Origin of the sequence: Ideonella sp. B508-1 (assembly GCF_000333615.1) — a bacterium.
In the GTDB taxonomy this organism is placed as follows: domain Bacteria; phylum Pseudomonadota; class Gammaproteobacteria; order Burkholderiales; family Burkholderiaceae_C; genus Ideonella.
This window is the reverse complement of the sequence record NZ_BADL01000393.1, coordinates 1-20,125: the sequence shown is the minus strand read 5'-3', so window position 1 is coordinate 20,125 and position 20,125 is coordinate 1. Positions and strand designations below refer to the sequence as shown.

Annotated in this window: 20 protein-coding genes; 13 read left to right on the top strand and 7 right to left on the bottom strand. The window is 70.0% G+C overall.

The genetic code is table 11. The features are described 5' to 3' along the window. The first annotated feature begins 3 nt into the window (after positions 1-3). Genes I73_RS16305 through I73_RS16295 form a run of 3 tightly spaced genes read left to right on the top strand, consistent with a single transcriptional unit; the run spans position 4 to position 3,681 of the window. Positions 4-2,307 carry a DUF802 domain-containing protein gene (locus I73_RS16305; RefSeq protein ID WP_022981596.1) on the top strand — a complete coding sequence of 768 codons (2,304 nt, stop codon included), beginning with the start codon at positions 4-6 and terminating at the stop codon, positions 2,305-2,307. After that, complete coding sequence (locus I73_RS16300; RefSeq protein WP_022981595.1) at positions 2,304-3,053, top strand: OmpA family protein; 750 nt, start codon at positions 2,304-2,306, stop codon at positions 3,051-3,053. The genes I73_RS16305 and I73_RS16300 overlap by 4 nt, the downstream gene beginning before the upstream one ends. Next, positions 3,046-3,681 (top strand): DUF2894 domain-containing protein, encoded by a 636-nt coding sequence (locus I73_RS16295; protein WP_022981594.1) that lies wholly within the window; start codon positions 3,046-3,048, stop codon positions 3,679-3,681. Before I73_RS16300 ends, I73_RS16295 begins: the two co-directional genes overlap by 8 nt. Positions 3,682-3,697: 16 nt before the next feature. Here I73_RS16295 and I73_RS16290 read toward each other — a convergent pair whose 3' ends face one another. Continuing rightward, positions 3,698-4,255, bottom strand: a complete 558-nt coding sequence (locus I73_RS16290) for a PH domain-containing protein (RefSeq protein ID WP_022981593.1) — start codon at positions 4,253-4,255, stop codon at positions 3,698-3,700. Between the two features lie 120 nt (positions 4,256-4,375). On the opposite strand from I73_RS16290, the gene I73_RS33265 reads away from it, so the two are divergent. Continuing rightward, a complete protein-coding gene (locus I73_RS33265; protein WP_159105901.1) occupies positions 4,376-4,630 on the top strand; it encodes a hypothetical protein in 255 nt (84 codons plus the stop codon). 27 nt (positions 4,631-4,657) lie between these two features. Here the strand turns inward: I73_RS33265 and I73_RS16280 are convergent, their stop codons facing one another. Both I73_RS16280 and I73_RS28425 read right to left on the bottom strand, forming a co-directional pair. After that, complete coding sequence (locus I73_RS16280) at positions 4,658-5,479, bottom strand: alpha/beta fold hydrolase (RefSeq protein ID WP_159105900.1); 822 nt, start codon at positions 5,477-5,479, stop codon at positions 4,658-4,660. A 101-nt stretch (positions 5,480-5,580) separates the two neighbouring features. Beyond that, on the bottom strand, positions 5,581-6,111 hold the full coding sequence (locus tag I73_RS28425; RefSeq protein ID WP_051049247.1) for a hypothetical protein: 531 nt from the start codon (positions 6,109-6,111) through the stop codon (positions 5,581-5,583). A 350-nt stretch (positions 6,112-6,461) separates the two neighbouring features. Here I73_RS28425 and I73_RS16270 point away from each other — a divergent pair, with 350 nt between their 5' ends. From I73_RS16270 to I73_RS16250, 5 genes are all read left to right on the top strand, one after another. Beyond that, positions 6,462-7,709: an NAD(P)/FAD-dependent oxidoreductase gene (locus I73_RS16270; protein WP_026096836.1), complete on the top strand. Its 1,248-nt coding sequence runs from the start codon at positions 6,462-6,464 to the stop codon at positions 7,707-7,709. Between the two features lie 44 nt (positions 7,710-7,753). Next, complete coding sequence (locus I73_RS16265) at positions 7,754-8,074, top strand: 2Fe-2S iron-sulfur cluster-binding protein (protein ID WP_022981589.1); 321 nt, start codon at positions 7,754-7,756, stop codon at positions 8,072-8,074. Positions 8,075-8,112: 38 nt separating this feature from the next. After that, on the top strand, positions 8,113-9,348 hold the full coding sequence (locus I73_RS16260; protein WP_022981588.1) for an amidohydrolase family protein: 1,236 nt from the start codon (positions 8,113-8,115) through the stop codon (positions 9,346-9,348). A 16-nt stretch (positions 9,349-9,364) separates the two neighbouring features. Continuing rightward, on the top strand, positions 9,365-10,342 hold the full coding sequence (locus I73_RS16255; protein WP_022981587.1) for a nitronate monooxygenase family protein: 978 nt from the start codon (positions 9,365-9,367) through the stop codon (positions 10,340-10,342). 127 nt (positions 10,343-10,469) lie between these two features. Then, the gene (locus I73_RS16250; protein WP_022981586.1) at positions 10,470-12,152 is read left to right on the top strand and encodes an electron transfer flavoprotein-ubiquinone oxidoreductase; all 1,683 of its coding nucleotides are present in this window, start codon (positions 10,470-10,472) and stop codon (positions 12,150-12,152) included. 51 nt (positions 12,153-12,203) lie between these two features. Here the strand turns inward: I73_RS16250 and I73_RS16245 are convergent, their stop codons facing one another. From I73_RS16245 to I73_RS16230, 4 genes are read right to left on the bottom strand one after another with little or no spacing between them, the layout of a single operon-like run. Beyond that, a complete protein-coding gene (locus I73_RS16245) occupies positions 12,204-13,169 on the bottom strand; it encodes an SDR family NAD(P)-dependent oxidoreductase (RefSeq protein WP_022981585.1) in 966 nt (321 codons plus the stop codon). Then, entirely contained in the window at positions 13,166-14,821 is a 1,656-nt protein-coding gene (locus I73_RS28420) for a GMC family oxidoreductase (RefSeq protein ID WP_022981584.1), read from the bottom strand. Before I73_RS28420 ends, I73_RS16245 begins: the two co-directional genes overlap by 4 nt. A gap of 20 nt (positions 14,822-14,841) precedes the next feature. After that, complete coding sequence (locus I73_RS16235; protein WP_022981583.1) at positions 14,842-16,086, bottom strand: cytochrome P450; 1,245 nt, start codon at positions 16,084-16,086, stop codon at positions 14,842-14,844. A gap of 21 nt (positions 16,087-16,107) precedes the next feature. Next, the gene (locus I73_RS16230; RefSeq protein ID WP_022981582.1) at positions 16,108-17,265 is read right to left on the bottom strand and encodes an EstA family serine hydrolase; all 1,158 of its coding nucleotides are present in this window, start codon (positions 17,263-17,265) and stop codon (positions 16,108-16,110) included. A gap of 150 nt (positions 17,266-17,415) precedes the next feature. Between I73_RS16230 and I73_RS28415 the strand changes: the two genes are divergently transcribed. The 4 genes from I73_RS28415 to I73_RS16210 all read left to right on the top strand — a co-directional run. Then, on the top strand, positions 17,416-18,120 hold the full coding sequence (locus I73_RS28415; protein WP_083876808.1) for a TetR/AcrR family transcriptional regulator: 705 nt from the start codon (positions 17,416-17,418) through the stop codon (positions 18,118-18,120). A gap of 444 nt (positions 18,121-18,564) precedes the next feature. Further along, positions 18,565-18,975, top strand: a complete 411-nt coding sequence (locus tag I73_RS16220; protein ID WP_022981580.1) for an SDR family oxidoreductase — start codon at positions 18,565-18,567, stop codon at positions 18,973-18,975. After that, the gene (locus I73_RS16215) at positions 18,972-19,772 is read left to right on the top strand and encodes an SDR family NAD(P)-dependent oxidoreductase (protein WP_022981579.1); all 801 of its coding nucleotides are present in this window, start codon (positions 18,972-18,974) and stop codon (positions 19,770-19,772) included. Before I73_RS16220 ends, I73_RS16215 begins: the two co-directional genes overlap by 4 nt. Before the next feature lie 11 nt (positions 19,773-19,783). After that, positions 19,784-20,125, top strand: a 342-nt coding sequence (locus I73_RS16210; protein ID WP_022981578.1) for an SDR family NAD(P)-dependent oxidoreductase, incomplete at its 3' end; no start/stop codon positions are given.

Here is a 20,125-nt window from a genome sequence, read left to right as displayed (position 1 = left end):
CCGATGAACCGCACGCTGCAACTGCTTGTCTTCCTCGCCGGCCTGGCGGGCATCGCCTGGGTGGGCGTCGGCTATCTGGGCACCCATGTCCTGGCCCTGGCGGTCACGGCGCTGATCGCCGCGCTCTACGCCACCGGCGCGCTGGAGCTGCGCCGCTTCGCCCGCGACACCGCCGCGCTGGACCAGGCCGTGGCGGCCCTGGACAGCCCGCCGGCCACCCTGGCCCCCTGGTTGGATGGCCTGCCTGCCGGCCTGCGCAGCGCGGTGCGCCGCCGGGTGGAAGGCGTGCCCGCGGCCCTGCCGGGCCCGGCGCTGGCGCCCTCGCTGGCGGGCCTCTTGGTGCTGCTGGGCATGCTGGGCACCTTCCTGGGCATGGTGCTGACCTTGCGCGGCACCGGAGCCTTGCTGGAGCTGTCCACCGACCTGAGCGCCGTGCGCGACGCCCTGGTCACCCCGGTCAAGGGCCTGGGCCTGGCCTTCGGCACCTCCATCGCCGGCGTGGCCGGCTCGGCCGCACTGGGCCTGCTCTCGGCCCTGCTGCGGCGCGAACGCCAAGCGGTGGTGCAGCGGCTGGACGCGGCCATCGCCGGCCCGCTGCACGGCTTCTCGGCGGCGGCCCAGCGCGAGGCCTCGCTGCAGCTGATGCAGCAGCAGACCGCGCTGATGCCGGCCCTGGTGGAGCGTCTGCAGGCGCTGGTCGACGGGCTGGACCGCCGCAGCCAGGCTCAGCAGAACCAGCTGCAGGCCGGCCAGGCCGAGTTCCACGCCCGGGCCGAGGCCGCCTACACCGGCCTGGCGCGCTCGGTCGAACAATCCCTGCAGCAGAGCCTGGATCGGGCCCTGACTGAGAGCGCCCGCGCCACCAGCGCCACCCTGGCCCCGGTGGTGGAGAGCACCCTGGGCGGCATCGCCCGCGAGGCCCAGGCCCTGCAGCAGACGCTGGCCGGCGCCGTGCAGGCCCAGCTGGCCCAGCTGGGCCAGGGCTTCGAGGCCAGCCAGGCCCGCGTGGCCGAGGGCTGGCAGGCCGCGCTGGCCGAGCAGGCCCGCGCCCACCAGGCACAGGCCGAGACCCTGGGCCAGACCCTGCAAGGCTTCAGCCAGCAGTTCGAGGCCCGGGCCGCCGCCCTGGTCAGCACCCTGGCCGAACAGCAGCAGCAGGGCCAGGCCGGCCAACTGGCCCAGTGGCAGGCCCAGATGGACCAGGCCCGCGAGGCCCAGCATGCCGCGGCCCAGCGCTTCGAGCAGCAGGCCGCCGCGCTGGTGGAGCGCCTGGCCCAGGCCCAGGTCACGCTGGCCGACGAGGCCCGCCAGCGCGACGCCGCCCAGCTGGCCGAGGTGCGGGGCAGCCTGCAGGGCCTGGGCGAACGCCTGCACGCCACCTGGACCGAGGCCGGCCAGCAGGCCCTGGCCCAGCAGCAGCAGGTGGGCCAGGCGCTGGAAGGCGCCGCCACCCGTTTCGAGGCGCATGCCGCCACCCTGGTGGCCGGCATCCAGCAGGCCCAGGCCGCACTGGAGACGGCCGCCGGCGAGCGCGACGCCGCCCGCCTGAGCGCCATCACCCAGGCGCTGGACGGCGTGTCCGCCCAGCTGCGGCAGCACTGGACCGAGGCCGGTGCGCAGAACCTGGCCCAGCAGCGGCAGATCTGCGAGACCCTGGCCCGCACCGCCCAGGAGATCAGCGCCCAGGCCGAGGCCCATGCCCGCAGCACGGTGGGCGAGGTGGCCCGCCTGGTGGACACCGCGGCCCAGGCTTCGCGCGCCGCCGCCGAGGTCATTGCCGAGCTGCGCCAGCAGCTCTCGGCCAGCATGGCGCGCGACAACGCCCAGCTCGACGAGCGGGCCCGTCTGCTGCAGACCCTGGACACCCTGCTGGGCGCCGTGACCCAGGCCGCGCAGGAACAGCGTGGCGCCATCGACGCCCTGGTGGCCTCGTCGGCCCAGACGCTGGAAGCCGCCGTCACCCGCTTCAGCGAGACCCTGGCCGCCCAGGCCCATCCGCTGGGCGAGGTGGCTGCGCAGCTGAGCACCGGCGCGGTGGAGGTGGCCAGCCTGGGCGAGGCCTTCGGCCAGGCGGTGCAGCTCTTCACCCAGTCCAGCGGCCAACTGGCCGGGCAGCTGGAGCGCATCGAGGCGGCCCTGGGCCAGTCCCTGGCGCGCAGCGACGAACAGCTGGCCTACTACGTGGCGCAGGCGCGCGAGGTCATCGACCTCAGCATCCTGTCGCAGAAGCAGATCCTGGATGACCTGCAGCGCATCGCCGAGCGCTCCACCCAGGCGGCCGAGCGGGTGGAAGGGGCCGCCGCATGATGGGCGAGGCCCAGCACGGCGACGTGGCCGAGGCCGATCTGGAAGCCACCGCGCCGGTCTGGCCGGTGTTCGCCGACCTGATGTCCGGCCTGGTGGGCGCGCTGGTGCTCATTCTGCTGTGCGTGCTGGGTGCCCAGTACGAGCTGAGCAGCCGGCTGGACCGCGAGGTGCAGCAGCGTCAGCTCGAAGCCCAGCGCCGCCAGGCCCTGGAGCAGGCCCTGGCCGGCCCGCTGGCCGCCGGGCGGGTGACGCTGGACCACGGCCGCATCGGCATCGCCGGCAGCGTGCTGTTCGCCTTCAACTCGGCCGATCTGCAGCCCGAGGGGCGCCAGCTGCTCAAGAGCCTGGCCGCGCCGCTGGGCGCCTACCTGAAGGCCCGCGACGAGGTGCTGATGGTCAGCGGCTTCACCGACGACCGCACTGTGCGTGCCGGCAGCAAGCCCGCGGCCAAGGGGGCCGCCAAGGGCGCCGCGGAGCCGCGGCCCTTTGCCGACAACTGGGAGCTCTCCGCCCAGCGGGCGCTCACCGTCACGCGGGCGCTGATCGAGGAGGGCGTGCCGGCGGCCAATGTCTTTGCCGCCGCCTTCGGCGCGCAGCAGCCGGTGGCCTCCAACGCCGATGCCGAGGGCCGGGCCCGCAACCGCCGGGTGGAGATGGCGCCGATGGCGCGACCGGCCCGCAGCGGGGCCTCGGCTGCGTCCGCCGCCGCTGCTGCCGCCTCTTCCGCCCAGGCCGACCATGGCTGAGCCCTGGTCGCCCGAAGCCGAGCTGGCGGCGCTGCGGGCCGCGGGCCTGGACCGGGCCGACCCGGTGCGCTTTGCCTATTTGCAGGCCCTGGCCCGGCGCCTGCCCGAACAGCCCGCGCGCGCCCAGGCCCTGCTGGCCGAGCGGCTGCAGCAGGCCGCCGCCGCGTTGCGTGCCGCCGGCACCCAGCGCGTGGCCCAGGTGCCGGTGCCCGCAGCCGCCCAGGCCGGTGCGCTGGCGGGCCTGCTGGCCCGGCTGACGCCTCCGTCCTCTGCGCAAGCGGCCCCCGCCGCGGCGGCTGCGGCCGTGCCGGGCCGGTCACCGGCTGCGGCCCCGCCCGTGTCCGCCACCGCGGCCCCGGCCGAGCTGAAATCCGTGCGTCATTTCCGCCAGGCCTGGAAGCGGCTGAATGCCGAGCAGCGCCTGGCCCAATCGCGCGCGGCCCTGCCGCAGAACGCCGGCCCGCTCAACTCCCAGCACCTGGTGCACAAGGCGCTGCAGCAGATGCGCCAGCTCTCGCCGGCCTGCTTCGAGCGTTTCGTCGCCCAGGTGGACGGGCTGATGTGGCTGGAGCAGGCCCTGGGCGAGGCCGCCGCGCGCGACACCGCCAGCGGCCGCTCCCGGCGCTGAGCGGCCGGGGCCGCGCTCAACCCTGCCGCGGCGGACGCAGGTTGGCGGCGATCTCGTCCAGCCGGGCCAGCATGGCCCGCATCAAGGCCAGCTGTTCGTCCTGCGGCGCGGCGCTGCCGGTGCCGGCCTGGGCGTGGCGCTGGCGCAGCACATCCCGCTGGGCCAGGATGCGCTGGCGCAGCTGCGCGGCGTCGATCACCCCCACCAGCTTCATCTCATTGCCCTGGTTGGCGCTCTGGCCGGCCGTCTCGAAGCGCAGCACGCTCAGGTTGAAACGGCGCAGCAGCGGGCCTTCGATGAAGGTCACGTCCTGGATGTTCTCCAGCGGAATGGTCTTCTCCACCTGCACCAGGATGCCCTTGCGAAAGCGCAGCGCGGTCTCGCCCAGCTCGCACTCCAGCCGCTCGAAGTAGTGCCGGGCCCACCATTGGCCCACGCCGCACAGCCAGATCAGGGCCAGCGGGATGCCGACGAGGGTCATGGCCAGCACGCCGGCCCCATAAACCACGAAATAGGGCCGCAGCAGCGGGTTGAAGGCGGCGCGCAGGGGCAGGGCAGGCGTGGTGGGGGGCATGGTGGGCGCAGGGTAACCCACTCCGGGCCGGGGCATGGGGGACAATCCGAAGCCTGATCTTGATCCGAAGCAGGTCCGGCGCCGCCCTGGCGTTGTCCACTGTGCTTCGGGAGGTCCGAGATGAACGGTATTGCGCAGTTGAACATGCTCCCCGAACACCTGCACCAGGCCCTGGACGGCTACCCGGTGGAGGAACTCTTTCACATGGGGCTGGACCCCTCGTCCGCCCGCCGGGCGGTGCGTGCCTGGATCGACACGCTGGACCATGACCTGGCCGTGTTCCCGCCGGCCTCCACCGACGTGCTGGTGAACATCAAGAGCCAGATGGAAATGGCCCGTGAGGGTCTGGTCGAGGTGATCGACACCTGCTGGTGAGCCAGCAGCCCTGGCGTGCTGCCGGGCTCAGTGCAGGAAATCTCGCAGGGCCGCGGCCACCTGGTCCGGCGCGGTGAGGTGGGGCAGATGCCCCTGCGCATCCAGCAGCCGGAGTTCGGCATGGGGCAGGGTGCGGGCCATGTACTCGGCCACCGGCAAGGGCACCAGGCTGTCGCGCTGGGTCTGCAGGATCCGCACCGGTTGCTTCAGCTGGGGCAGGCTTTGCCGGTGGTCGGACTGCAGGATGGCGCACAGGATGGTCAGCGCCCGCTCGGGCGGAATGGCCTTCAGGGACCGGGCGAAGCGTTCGGCCAGATCGGGGCCATTGGCCTGGCCCACGGCCACCGGGGCGTAGGCGTCGGCCCAGCCGCTGTAGTTGGCCATGGCCATGCGGTAGACCTGCTCGATGTCCTGTTCCTGAAAGCCCCCGTGGTAGTCGCCATCGTCCAGGTAGCGGGGCGAGGCCCCGATCAGCGCCAGGCGGCTGAAGCACGCGGGGACCTGCAGGGCGGCCAGCACGCCGACCATGGCCCCGAAGGAGTGGCCCACCAGGATGGCGTCGCGCAGATCCAGGCTCTGCGCCAGCGTGGCCAGATCCTTGGCGAAGCCGTGCAGGTTGAGGTAGTGGTGCTGCACGAACACCGACGGATCACACTGGCCGCAGCCGGCCTGGTCGTAGGTGATGACGCGCAGCGCCGGGTCCAGCAAGGGCAGCAGATCGTGCCAGATGGTCTGGTCCGTGCCGAAGCCATGGACCAGCAGCACGGTGCGGGCGGCGTCGGCCGGGCCGTGGAGGGTGACGCGGTGCAATGCCTGGGGCGACTTGGGCTCGGGGGCAAGATTCAGCATGTGCACCATGCTAGGCAGACAGGCCGTTCATGCCGATCCGGACACACCCGATTGATCAGCAGAGCAGGGGACGACTGTGGAGTCAAGCAGCCAGCTGATTCCTAGAATCTGTGGCGGCTGTGGTGATCAATCTGGGCATGAACCGTCTGGGCGGCTCGCCACTCAGTGCGCCATGCGGTCGGTACTTGTTGTACTGGGTCAGCCAGTCGCCGCCGATGGCCTGCACCTGCTCCATGGCTGGTCATCTCCGGACCGTTGTCCATGCAAATCGACAAACGGGGGCAGTACCACTCCGCCAGGTTCTCCATCGTGCGGATCAGCATTGAGGCAGGCAACGACAGGGCCACCTGGATCGCCAGAGCTTCGAGGTCGGCCTCGTTGATCACGTTGAGCGTGCGGAACCGGCAGCCGTCATAGAGCACGTCGTGCATCAGGTCCAAGGTCCAACCCTGGTTGACCAACGATCCCGCAGCCAGCGGCTCCGGCTCCCGCTTGGGAATGCGCCGCTTCGTGCGGCGAGGAATGTTCAGGCCCAGCTCACAGCACACCCGCCACCTCCGCTTGTGGTTCCAGGGCCGGCCATCCAGACGCCGCAGCCGGTCGAACCACTTCCAGAACCCCCAAGCGGCCATTGCGCTCGACAACGCTGTTGAGCACGTCGATGACCTCGGCGTCCTTCTCCTGAGGCAGCGGCGGCGCCTAGCAGTACTCCGCCCACGACAAGCCTGTGGCTCTGCAGGCTCGCTGAATCAACAGGTGGTGCTCGGTCGCCATGACTGCCATTACTTGGCGCCTCGCGGACGGCGTCAGAGTTCTCCTGTCGGCACGTCCGTGATCGCTGCGTTCTCCAGAGCCAAGTCGGCATACAGAGATTGTCAGACGTTCGTATTGCTAAACATCGTTCGTATATAGTAACATTGCCAGGTGCCGTTTCGATGACGGGTCATCGGCCGATGCGGGGCCGGATGGGGATGTGGGGACGATGAGTTCGAGTCACGTGTTGGTGGTGGTCGGAGCGGGGCATGCGGGTGCCGAGCTGGCGGTGCAGGCGCGCGAGGCCGGCTGGGACGGACGCATCGTGCTCGTCGGCGAAGAGCCTGCGTTGCCGTACCACCGGCCGCCGTTGTCCAAGGCCTATCTGGCCGGCGTCGCGACCGAGGACGCACTGCTGCTGAGGGCTGCAGCCGCCTACGAGAAGGCGGCGGTCGAACTGATGCCCGGTCGTCGTGTCGCCGCGATTGACCGGGCGGGCAAGCGGGTGCGGTTCGAGGCCGGAGGCTCGCTGGCCTATTCCCGGCTCGCGCTCGCCACCGGGGGGCGGGCGCGTCCCTTGCCCGCCGCCGAAGATGCGGTGCTCGGCGCCGGGAATTTCCACTACTTGCGCACGAAGATGGACGTCGATCGCATCCGTGCGGGCTTGCACGAGGGCGCGCGTCTGGTGATTGTCGGCGGCGGCTACGTCGGGCTGGAGGTCGCGGCCTCGGCCGTCAAGAAGGGACTGAGGGTTACCGTCCTCGAGGCAGCGCCTCGGGTTCTCGCGCGGGTGACCGAGCCGCGGGTCTCCTCGTTCTATGAGCAGGTGCACCGCGCCGCGGGCGTGGACATCAGGGTCGGCGTGCAGGTTTCGGGGTTCGAACTCGACGCGAGCGGGCAGCGCGTCACGGCGGTCCTTTGCGCCGACGGCGAGCGCGTGGCAGCCGACCTGGTCGTGGCGGGCGTGGGGTTGCTGCCCAACACCGAGCTGGCGGCCGAGGCTGGGCTGGAGGTTGATGACGGCATCCTCATCCGGGAGGGCGCGCGCACCAGTGACCCGGACATCGTGGCGGCCGGCGACTGCACGCGTTTCTACAGCGCGCTTTACGGCCGCTGGCTGCGCCTCGAGTCCGTGCCCAATGCGCTGGAGCAGGCGCGCAGCGCGGCCGCATCTGTCGTGGGGAAGGACCGTTCGTACGACGCCGTGCCGTGGTTCTGGTCCGACCAGTACGACTTGAAGCTCAAGATGGTGGGGCTGTCGCAGGGCCACGACCGGTTCGTGCTGCGCGGCGATCCGCAGCAGCAGTCCTTCAGCGCCTTCTACCTGCAGGGAAACCGCGTGCTGGCCGTCGATACGGTTAATCGCGCCCCCGAGTTCATGCTGGCCAAGCGCCTCGTTGCCGAGCGCGTTGCGGTCGATGCGGCCGCGCTGGCGGACGACAAGGTCCCGCTGAAAACGCTGCTGCCCGCCGCCTGATCCCTGGTGCCGCAGATTCCTTCATCACAACACTGGAGACCAATGTGCCGAAAGTCACAATCATCGAGTTCGGGGGCAAGGAGCACCATCTCGAATCACCGGTCGGCACGTCGCTGATGCAGGCGGCGGTTGACGCCATGGTGCCGGGCATCCTCGCCGACTGCGGCGGCGCGTGCAGTTGCGCCACCTGCCATTGCTATGTGGACGAGGCCTGGGTCACTCGCCTGCCGGCCGCGGAGAGCAGCGAACGCGACATGCTCGATTGCGCGCTTGATCCGCAGGACAACAGCCGCCTTTGCTGCCAGATCCGCCTGACTGAGCAGTGCGACGGTCTGGTGGTCCGCCTTCCGAAGTCCCAAGTCTGAAGCGACCTGCCCCCTTTTCATCCTGTCAGGAGAACTGCATGAGCACATACGACACGACGGCCCCGGCTGGGGAAGCCCAGGCTGTCTACACCGGTTCGATCTTCGATGGAGACACGCACCTGTACGAGACGCCGGACGCCTTCAGCCGGTACCTGCCCGAGAAGTTCAAGAAGGACTGGAGCTATGAATGGAAGGTGGGCGCGGACGGCGAGTACGCGCTGTATGTCGGCCAGCGCAAGATCGAAGTGAGCGCGGGATACTTCGCGGAGGACGGCCGTGTGCCACCGCCGGGAAAGCTGCACGAATGGCTGCGGGCGCAGAAGGAAGGCAAGGAGAACGTGGACATGCGGGTGCCGATGACGCCCGACATGTACGCGCGCGAGCCGCGGCTGAAGAAGATGGACGAGTTCGGGGTGGAAGGCTGCCTGCTGTACTGCGGCAACATGGTGGCCACGATCAGCTACCTGGACGAGCCGCAGGCCGCGGCGGCGGTGATGCACGCGTACAACCAGTGGATGTACGACGAGTGGGAGTTCAACTTCCAGGACCGCATCTACTCGGCGCCGCTGGTCTCGCTGGACAACCTGGAGGCGGCGTGCATCGAGGCCGAGTGGGCGATCAAGAAGGGTGCGCGGCTGTTCCTGATGCCGATGGGCCCGTCCAACGGGAAGCCGCCGGCGCACCCGGACTTTGACCGGTTCTGGTCGATTCTGAACGAGGCGCACTGCCGCGTGGTGTACCACGTGAGCGAGGCGATCTACATGAAGGACCACATGGCGGTCTGGGGCGAGCCGGTGCAGCAGTCGCGCCAGAGGCAGACGGCGTTCATCTGGATGCATGGCTACAGCGAGCGGCCGGTGGTGGAGACAGTCTCGTCGCTGATTTTCTGGAACTTCTTCGCGAGGTTTCCGAACCTGAGGGTGATGTCGGCGGAGAACGGGTGCGAGTGGGTGCCCAGCACGCTGATCAAGATGGACAAGTGCCGGGGGATGGCGAAGAACGGGTACTGGCCCGGGGGGCAGCTGAAGGAGCGGCCGAGCAACATATTCAAGCGGCACATCAGCGTGGTGGCCTATCCGGAGGACGACCTGAAGACGGTGATCGATCAGGTGGGCGCGCACGAGTGGGCGGTGATGGGGTCGGACTATCCGCACGCCGAAGGGGTGCCGACGCCGCGGGAGTTCGCCGACGAGGCGTGCAAGAAGTTGACGGCGGAGCAGACGCGCGGGGTGATGCACGACAACGGCCGCCGCTTCCTGGCCCGCGTGGCCTGAGCCGCACGGACGAACGATGAAGACCCGCGTCACCGAGTTGCTCGGCATCCGCTATCCGATCGTGCAGAGCGGCATGCGCTGGCTGTCGCGCGCCGAACTCGTCGCCGCGGTGTCGCAGGCTGGTGGCTTCGGCCTGCTGTCGGCGCACACGCTGCCCGATGCCGAGGCGCTCCGCGAGGAGATCCGGCGCACGCGCCGGCTGACCGGCAAGCCCTTCGGTGTCAACCTCACGCTGCTGGCGGCGAACGCCGGGATCGACGTTCCCGGCTATGTTCGCGTTGTCTGCGAAGAGCGCGTCCAGGCGGTCGAGACCTCCGGCTCCAGCCCGGCGCCCTACCTTGAGGCGCTGCAGGGCGCCGGGGTGAAGGTCATCCACAAGGCCACGAGCGTGCGTCATGCGCTCAAGGCCGAATCGCTGGGCGTCGACGCGGTGATCATCGATGGCTTCGAGTGTGCCGGCCATCCCGGTCAGGACGACGTGCCCGGCCTGGTGCTGATTCCCGCGGCCACCCGCGCGTTGAAAGTTCCGGTCCTCGCCGCTGGCGGCTTCGCCGATGCCCGTGGCCTGGTCGCCGCGCTGGCGCTGGGCGCCGACGCCGTCTGCATGGGCACGCGCTTCATGCTGACGCAGGAATCGCCCCTGCACCCGGCGCTGAAAGAGCGCATGCTCGCCGCAAGCGAGACGGACACGACGCTGGTGGGCCGCCGCTTCGGTGACAGCATCCGCGTGATGAAGAATGCCCGGGTCGCCGAGGCGCTCGTGCTCGAATCCCAGCCGGCCACGACGCACCACGACCTGATGCCGCTGATCGGCGCGCCGCGCTGGATGCGTGCCATGGAGACCGGCGATGCAGAGGATTCGGCGCTGCCGGTCGGACAGTGCGTCGGCCTGATCGACGACCTGCCGACCTGCGCAGAGTTCGTCGAACGGTTGATGGGCGAGGCCCGCGGCTTGATCACGGATCGCCTGGCCAGGCTGGCTCAGGCCGACTGATGGCCTGACGCTCTCCCCCTGAGTTTGCTACGGGAGCGTGCAGCGCGCCCGAGGTGATGGAACGCGGTCTGCGAGAAGGACGGGCCGAATGCTGATGCGGCCTGGGTCGCGACAAGGAATGGAACGGATGACCCGGCAGGAATTGATCGAACAGTACGGCCCGCGCGAGGCCATGGAATACGACGTCGTGATCGTCGGCGCCGGCCCGGCGGGCCTGTCCACGGCCATCCGGCTGAAGCAACTGGCCGCGGACGCCGGCAAGGACATCTCGGTCGTCGTCCTCGAGAAGGGATCGGAGCCGGGCGCGCACATTCTTTCCGGCGCGGTGATGGACCCGGTCGCGATCACCGAGCTGCTGCCGAGCTGGAAGAACGATGGCGCGCCCTTGCTGCAGCCCGTCACCGGCGACGAGTTCCTGTTCCTGTCCGAATCGGGATCAAGGAGCGTGCCCGAGTGGCTGATGCCCTTGCCCTTCCACAACAAGGGCAACTACGTCGTCAGCCTGGGCAAGGTCGTCCAGTGGCTGGCGACGCAGGCCGAGGCGCTGGGCGTCGAGATCTTTCCCGGCTTCGCCGCCGCGGAAGTGCTCTACGACGACCAGGGGGCGGTCAAGGGCGTGGCCACCGGCAATGTCGGCGTGGGCCGCGACGGCCAGCCGCACGACGGCTTCCAGCTGGGCATGGCGCTGCACGGCAAGTACACGATCTTCGCGGAAGGCGCGCGCGGCCATCTCGGCAAGCAGCTGCTGGCGAAGTTCAGGCTGCAGGACGGCCGCGACCCCCAGAGCTGGGCCATCGGCCTCAAGGAACTGTGGGAAGTCCCGGCCGACAAGGCCCGGCCGGGCCACGTGGTGCACACCGGCGGCTGGCCGATGGCGGACGACACCTTTGGCGGCGGTTTCCTCTACCACCTCGAGGGCAACAAGGTCACGCTCGGCTTCGTCATCGGCCTTGACTACAAGAACCCGTGGATGAGCCCGTTTGAGGAGATGCAGCGCTGGAAGACGCACCCGGCGATCCGCCGGCACATCGAGGGCGGCCGGCGCCTGTCCTACGGCGCCCGCGCCATCAACAACGGCGGCCTGCAGTGCCTGCCCAAGCTGGTGTTCCCGGGCGGCGCGCTGGTGGGCTGCGACGCGGGCACGCTCAACGCGTCTCGCATCAAAGGCAGCCACGCCGCGATCAAGACCGGCATGCTGGCCGCCGAAGCCGCGTTCGCCGCGCTCCAGGCCGGCCGCCAGTCCGACGAGCTGTCGGCCTATCCCGCCGCGTTCGAGAAAAGCTGGCTGCACCGCGAGCTGCGGCGCGCCAGGAACTTCAAGCACTGGTTCAAGAAGGGCAAGCTGATCGGCGAGCTGATGACCGGCATCGAGCAATGGCTGATGCCCAAGCTGGGCGTGATCCCGCCGTGGACGCTGCACAACGCGAAGCCGGACCACGAGGCCTTGCTGCCCGCTGACCAGTGCCCGCGGATCGCGTACCCGAAGCCGGACAACACGCTGAGCTTCGATCGCCTGAGCTCGGTGTTCGTCAGCAACACCAACCACGCCGAGGACCAGCCGGTCCACCTGACGCTGAAGGACGACTCGGTGCCGGTACGGGTCAACCTCGCCAGGTACGCGGGCCCGGAAGGCCGCTACTGCCCGGCCGGCGTCTACGAGTTCGTGAAGAACGAGGACAACACCGACCGGCTGCAGATCAACGCGCAGAACTGTCTGCACTGCAAGACCTGCGACATCAAGGACCCGACTCAGAACATCGTCTGGGTCACGCCGGAAGGCGGCGGCGGTCCGAACTACGCCGGCATGTAGGCCCGGGGGCCGCCGCCTTGCGCGGCGGGCCGGGTCGACGGGCGTGCGCCCTCAGCGGCTGCCCGCCTTGACGCGCTCCGTCGCCGGCAGGAATTCCTCGTAGACGCTGTGCGGCAGGTGGTAGCGGCCGCGGTCGGTGATCTCGCCCCAGTGGGCCTCCACCTCTTCCGGCGTGGCCAGGCGACCGACGCCGTTCGACCAGCCGTCGGCCGAGCCGATGAAGACGTGCGCATAGCGGCCCGCGACCGCGGAATAGGCGGCGTGGGTGGACCGGCAGCGCTCGCTGACCAGGTACAGCGCCAGCGGCGTGTTGTGCTCGACGCCCATGTTCGGCGCCAGGGTGGCGAAGTCGATCTCGCCGAGGAACTTCGACACGTTGGTCGCTTCCATCCAGCCTTCGTGCATCTCGGCCGCCAGCCGCGTGTGAGCGGTGGGCAACAGCGCGTTGGCCAGGATGCCGTGGCGCTCGCCTTCGAGCGAGACGACGTGCATCAGGCCCAGCAGGCCGGCCTTGGCGGCGGCGTAGTTGGCCTGCCAGGGGTGACCGAACAGGCCGGAGGCCGACGCGGTGAACAGGATGCGGCCGTAGCCCTGGTCCTTCATCACCCGGTAGGCCGGTTGAGTCACGTAGAAGGCGCCCTTCAGGTGGACGCCGAGCACCGCGTCGATCTGCTCGTCGGTGAGGTCCTCGAAGCGGTTGTTGCGCAGGAAGCCGGCGTTGTTGATGACGATGTCCACGCGTCCGAAGGACTTCACCGCGGCCTCGATCACCGCGGCGCCGCCTTCACGCGTGGCGACCGAGTCGTGGCTGGCCACGGCCTCGCCGCCCGCGGCGCGGATCTCGTCCACCACCTTGTCCGCCGCCGCGTGCGAGGCGCCCTGGCCCGCACCGCTGCCGCCCAGGTCGTTCACCACCACCTTGGCGCCGCGTTGTGCGAGGTGAAGGCAGTAGTCCCGGCCCAGGCCGTTACCGCCGCCGGTCACGACCGCGACGCGGCCGTCATATCGAATTGTCATGTCGTCTCCTTGTCGTTGATGAGGATGGTTGCGGGCTCGGGCGGTCGGTCGGCGTCGCGAAGGATGAGGTCGGCTGCGTGCCAGGCCATGGCCATCATCGGACCGTTGGTGTTGCCGGAAATCATGGTGGGCGTGACGGACAGGTCCATCACGCGCAGGCCCTGCACGCCCCGCACGCGCAGCTGCGGGTCGACCACGCTGTCGGCGTCGCCACCCATGCGGCAGGTGCCGCAGGTGTGGTATCCGCTCTGGCCGCCCTGACGGAAGGCATCCAGCAGCTCGGCATCGCTCTGCTCGCGCAGCCCGGGACGGGTCTCCTCCGCGATCAGCGCCGACAGGGACGGCGCTGCGGCGAGCCGGCGCATGAAGCGCAGCGAGCGCACCGCGACATCCTGGTCCACGGGGTCGGCGAGGTAGTTCGGGTCGATCTCGGGCGGCACATCGGCATCGGGGGAGACGATGCGCAGCGAGCCCTGGCTGCGCGGACGCAGACCGTAGCTGAACATCTGGAAGCCGGGAAACGGCTCCATGCGGGTCATGCCGGCGCTGAAGTCCAGCGACAGCGGCGACAGCATGAGCTGGGCGTCGGGCCGGTCCAGGTCCGGCCGCGTGCCGAAGAAGCCGCCGACCGGATAGCTGCCGATGCCGAGCTTGCCGCCCTTGCCGAGCGCGTAGCGCAGCACGTTGAGCCCCAGTCGCCAGCCGGCGTACTCGCGGTTCTCAGACAGCGCGGCGTCCTTCAGCCGCCACTGCGCCATGTAGAGCAGGTGCTCGCGCAGGTTGGCGCCTACAGCGGGGCGGTGCGCCCGCACCGGGATGCCGAGCGACTGCAGGTGCGCACCGTCGCCGATGCCCGACAACTGCAGCAGCTTGGGCGATTCCAGCGCGCCGGCGCAGACGATGACCTCGCGGCGCGCGTTCATCTGCGCGGCGCTGCCGTCGGCCTGGCGCAGCGCGACACCGCTGGCACGGGCGCCGTCGAACAGGATGCGGGCGACGCGGGCATCCGTGAGCACGCTCAGGTTGGCGCGACCGCGCACCGGTGCGAGGAACGCGCTGGCCGCACTCTGGCGGACGCCGCCTCGTATCGTGTAGGTCAGGTAGGCCACGCCCTCGTGGTCGACGCGATTGATGTCGCGCAGCTCGCGCAGGCCCAAGGATCCGGCTGCCGCGATCAGCGCATCGCCCAAGACGCTACGCTCCGCATGCGGCGACACCTTCAGCGGGCCGCCTGCGCCTCGCAGCTCGTCGGCCCCCAGCGCATGGTCCTCGATGCGGCGGAAGCAGCCGGCCATCGTCGACCAGCCCCAGCCCGCCGCGCCGTGTTCCCTCTCCCAGTCGTCGTAGTCGGCCGGATGGCCCCGCATGTAGACCATGCCGTTGATCGAGCTCGAGCCGCCCAGCATCTTGCCGCGCGCCCAGATCTCCTGCCGATGACCATTGCCATCGTGCTGCTTGACCGGATAGAAGTGCGCATGCTTCGGGTCGGCCAGCAGCTTGCCGAAGCCCTTGGGCATGCGGATCAGCGGCGAGGTGTCGGCCGGCCCCGCCTCCACGAGGAGCACGCGCAAGGCCGGATTCGTCGAGAGCCGGTTAGCCAGAACGCAGCCGGCCGAACCCGCGCCGACGATGATGTAGTCGAAATCGCTCAAGAGGCTTCTCCCGAGGGGCGTCAGTCGAACACCACGTGGATGTGCTTGGGCACGCGCATCATCGTGCCCTGCACCCGCGGCGGCGGCATGTCGGGGTCCAGGCGCAGGTTGGGCAGGCGGTCGAGGATCGCGTTGAGCGCGCGGGTCATCTCGACGCGCGCCAGATGCTGGCCGATGCACACGTGCGGGCCGAAGGCGAACGAGAAGTGGCGGTGCTTGCGCTCGCGGAAGATGTCGAAGCGGTCCGGGTCAACGAAGCGTGACGGGTCCCTGTTGGCAGAGCCCGAGGCCACCGAGAGGCAGGCGCCCGCGGGAATCCGGACGCCGGCGAGTTCCACGTCCACGGTCGGCGTGCGCGTCGCGATCAGCACGGGGCCATCCCAGCGCAGCGCCTCCTCGATCGCCTGCGGCACCAGCGAACGGTCCTCCCGCACCGCAGCGAGCTGGTCCGGGTTGGTGAGCAGGCCGGTCAGCAGGATGCTGGTGGCGCGGTAGGTGGTGTCGCCGCCCGCATTGACCAACTGGCGCAGGAAGGAGACCAGGATCTCTTCCGGCAGCACGTCCCCGTCGACCTCAGCCTGGGCGAGCAGGCTCACCAGGTCGTCGCCGGGATTGGCGCGCCGCTCGTCCAGCAGGGCCTTGAAGTACACGCCCAGCTTGCGCGATGCCTCGGTGCCGTGGGCGACGTCGTAGGACACCACGGTCTGGGCGATCGCCAGCTTATGGAAGACCTTGACGTCCTCGGGCGGCAAGGCCAGCTGACGATAGATGATGTGGAACGGGTAGTGGTGCGTGAACTCCTGCACCAGGTCCGCCTTGCCGCGGCTGGTGAACCGGTCCATCAGGGATTCGACGACCGGATCGACCAGGGTGTCGCCCCATTTCGCCACGGTGTTGGGCAGAAAGGCCTTCTGGAAGATCTTGCGGAACCGGGTGTGCTCGGGGGCGTCCATCGTGCTGACGCTGTGGCCGAAGGAGATGCCCAGGTTTCGGGCATAGACCTTGTTGGAGTAGGTCTGCGGGTCGAGGAAGATCTTCTCGACCGCGTCATAGCCGGTGACCAGGAACGAGGGCAGGTCGCGCATCGTCACGTCGGGATAGAGCCCCATGGCGACGCGGTAGTCGAATGCGTGGACATCGGCCTGTTCGCGCCAGCGCGCGAGTTGGGGATACGGGTCGTCGCAGGTGCCGAAGGCGTCGTCGTCGGAGACGAACGGGTCGTAGGCGGGATCGTCGAAGTCCTGGATGCGGGCGATGGTGCTCATGGCGGCGTCTCCTTCAGCGGCTCAGAGGCCGAGCGCGGCGTGCACGGCGTCGGCGATCGTCAGGATGGCGTCCTCCTCGCGCGTGCCGGGGTTGAACAGGCGGTTGTGGCAGATGGCCACGGCGAGCTGCCGGTCGGGGTCGGCCCAGCCGATCGAGCCACCCTGGCCCGGGTGGCACAGGGCGCGCGGGCTGCGCGCGGAACAGACAGGCGGGTGTTCGCCGCCGAACCAGAAGCCGCCGATGGTGATCGGGATCGGGAAGCCGAACATCACCTGATCGGGCTCCTCGCTGCGGGCCCGCGGCGTGTTGAGCGTGGCGACGCGCTGCGGCGACAGCAGTCGAACGCCGTCGAGTTCGCCGCCCCCGGCCAGCATCGCCCAGAAGCGCGCTTCGCTGCGCGCGGTGAAGATGCCGCCGACGCCGGCCACTTCCGCGCGACGCACGTCGGGGCGCTCGAACACCGGCGGGACCAGCGCGACGGCCGCCGGCATCGAGGCGAGGAACAGGGGCGGCAGGTGCTCGGGCGGAACCGGCACCATCGCGTCGACCTGGCGGGCGATGCGCGGGAATTCGGCGTCGGGAACGCCGATCCACAGGTCCGGTGCGCGCAGGGGGCCGGCGATCTCCTCACGGACGAAGCGGCCCAGCGAGCGGTGCGTCGGGTCGGTGCGGCGCACCAGTTCGCCGACGATCCAGCCGAAGGTCATCGACAGGTACAGCGTCTTGGTGCCGGGCTCGGCCAGGGGGGCGAGTTCGGCGATGGCGCGCGTCATCCAGTCCCAGTCGCACATGCGCTCGGGCGTCACGCCCTCGGGCATCTGCGGCACGCAGGCGCGATGCGTGAGAACGTCGCGCACGGTCGTGCCGGCCTTGCCGCGGACGCCGTACTCGGGCCAGTAGCGCGCGACCGGCGTGTCGTAGTCGATCAAGCCGCGCTCGGCCTGCAGGTGAAGTGCCGTGGCCGCGACGGCCTTCGTGACCGAGTAGACGTTGAACAGCGTGTCGCCGTCCACGAGGCGGCCGGTGGCCGGATCGGCCACGCCGCCCCAGGCGTCGACCACCAGGCGTCCCCGGTGATAGGCGGCCACCTGCAGGCCGATCTCCCGGCCCGAGGCAATGACCTCGTCGATCGCGCGTTGCACAGGCGCATTGGCCTCGAGGGGGGGGGAAGTCGTCAAGCTCGTCTCCTGGGGTCGGTCGGGTTGATCAGGCGGGTCGATGGGCCCGAATGAGATTCCGAAAACCGAATACTATGCGATATGTAGAACGATTGCACATCCGTGCAAGCACCAGTCGATTCGCATGCCGCAGCTCGCCAACATCCATCCATGACGTCTTTCCAGGAACCGTCCGGCCCGGACGTGCGCGACGCTGCGCCGGACGACGCCCGTTCGACACGCGAACGCATCCTCGATGCGGCGGAGGACGTCTTTGCGCACCGGGGCTACTTCGCCGCGACGATTCGCGGCATCACCCAGTCGGCGCGCGTGGAGCTGAGCCTGGCGCGCTACTACTTCGGCTCCAAGGATGAGCTGTTCCGGCAGGTGGTGCTCCGTCGTGCCGATGCCATCTGCGAGATGTTGGACGCCTCGCTCGCGCTCGCTCGCCAGGAAGCCGGACCGGATCGCCCGCCCGGTCTGCGCGCGGTCGTCGAAGCGATGATCGGGCCGGCCCTGAGCAAGCTGGCGTCGGGTGACCTCGGCTGGCGCAATTACCTGCGCCTGCTCTCGGGCTTCGCGCTGCTGCACGACCAAGCCGCGCTGCTCGCGCCCTGGCGCGCCCGCTACGCATCGACGGCCAGGCAGTTCCATGCCGCGCTCGCGGCCGCCCAGCCCGACGCGCCGGAGTACGTCGTCGGCTGGGCCTTGCACTTCCTGCACACGCTCATCGGCCACGCCTTGCTCGACGTCGGCGTCACGCGCCACCTGGCGGGCATGACCGAACTGCCCGTGCCCTGGGAGCAGTTGCGCGAGCAACTGGTGCTGCATGTCGTTGGTGGGATTTCGGCGCAGGCGGCGGGCTCGAGGGCCTGAGTGCCCACGGTTGTCATTCGGCTGATCTTGATTTATATTGCCGAACAGCGTTCATATATTGGACTCATACAAGATCAACGGACGATGGGCCGTGCTCCCGCAGCCGGCGGCGGGTTCTCTCTAGGAGCGAGGCAAGTGGGCAATCAAGCGAATGGAGTGGCGGTGCCGGGATGGCTGGTCGATCGGCGTGTCATCGTCACGACGCCGGGCATGGCACTCGGTCGCGCGCGGCGACGGGGCTTCAACGGCATGGCGCGCGCGTGGTGGAGACCGCTTGCCTTTCGAGTCCAGGGCCATTGCGGGGCAGGGCATTGACGCGGCGCGGCGGGAGCTCGGCGGCGTCGATGTCGTCGTGCACGCCTGCGCGATGCCGGCGGCGCTGTCCTCCCGCCCTCTTGACGAGCTGTCGGCTGACGACTGGCGGGCCGCATTGCATCAAAGCATGTGGGTAGCCTGTTCTGCCTGCAGGCCGCCCATGCGGCGCTGCGCGAGCGCGGCGGCAGCGTCGTGCTGATCGGGCCGTCCGAATCGCTGGTCGGCGCGTCGGGCCAGGTGCCGCTGATGACCCTCGCCGAAGGCCAGCGCTCGTTGGTGAAGTCCGCTGCGCGGCAATGGGGCTGCCTGGGGATTCGCCTGAACTGGGTCGGCGTGGCGGGCAGTCACTATGCGCCTGCGCTGGCGCAGGCGGCCTTTCCCTTGTCGCCCGAGCTCGGGGATCCGCCGCCGGCACTCGGCGTGGCCCCCGAGCCGGACGGCGCCGTGGCCGATGCCGTCGCCTGGCTGGCCGGCGACGCGGCGCGCGGTGTCACGGGCGCGAGCCTCAACCTGGACGGCGGCGATTGGATGGTGCCATGAGCGAAACCCTGTCGAAGCTCCCTGAATCCCGGCTGCTGGCCGGGCGTGTCGCCTTCGTCACCGGCGCGGGCGCCGGCATCGGGCGCGGCATCGCGCAGGCGCTGGCGGGCGCCGGCGCGCACGTGGCGGTCACCGGGCGCCGTCGCGACACCTGCGACGAGACGGCCCGGCTCATCGCCGGCGAAGGCGGCAGTGCCTGGGCGCTTGAGGTCGATGTGAGCGACTTCGCCGCCGTCTCCCGTGCGGTCGAGGCGACCGTCGACCGCTGGGGCGGGCTCGACATCCTGGTGCAGAACGCCAACGCGGGCGGCGATTCCGCGTTGCCGATCGCCTTGGAAGACGTCACCGAAGAAGACTGGATGCGGCAGGCGCGCGTGGCCTGGGATGGCTCCTTCCACTGCGCCCAGGCGGCATTCACGCACTTGAAGGCCAGCGGGCGCGGCCGCTTCATCGTGCTGGGCTCGGCCTTCGGCCTGCATGGCGCGGCGATGAATCCGGTCTACAGCGCGCTCAAGGGCGGTGACCGCGGCTTCGTGAAGTCGCTGGCGCGCGAGTGGGGCGGGCACGGCATCACCGTCAACGCGATCCAGCCCTCGGCGGCCACCGAGCCGACCCGGGTGTTCTTCGCGCAGAACCCGGCCGTCCACCAGGCCTACCTGAGCATGTTCCCGCTGGGCCGCATGGGCGAGCCGCGCGAGGACATCGGTCGCGCGGTCGTGGCGCTTGCCAGCGATCTGATGGGTTATGTCAGCGGCCAGAACCTGCCGGTCGACGGCGGGCTCTTCACCGCGCTCTGAACGGGGGCAGCATGACGATCTCGACGACCGGCCGCCTGCGCGGCAAACGTGCCCTGGTGACCGGGGCGGGCAGCGGCATCGGCGCGGCCTGCGCGCTGGCCTTGGCGCGCGAAGGCGCCGCCGTGGCCGTGGCCGACATCGACCTCGCGTCCGCGCAGCGCCAGGCGGCGCTGATCGGGGCCGAAGGCGGCCGCGCGATCGCGCTGCAGGTCGACCTGGGCGACGAGGCGGCGGTCGCCGCGATGGTGGACGGCGCCGCGGCGCAGCTGGGCGGCCTCGACATCCTGCACAACAACGCGGCCGACACGCGCCTGTCCGCGACCCGCGACCGGCCGGTGGAGACGATGGAGACC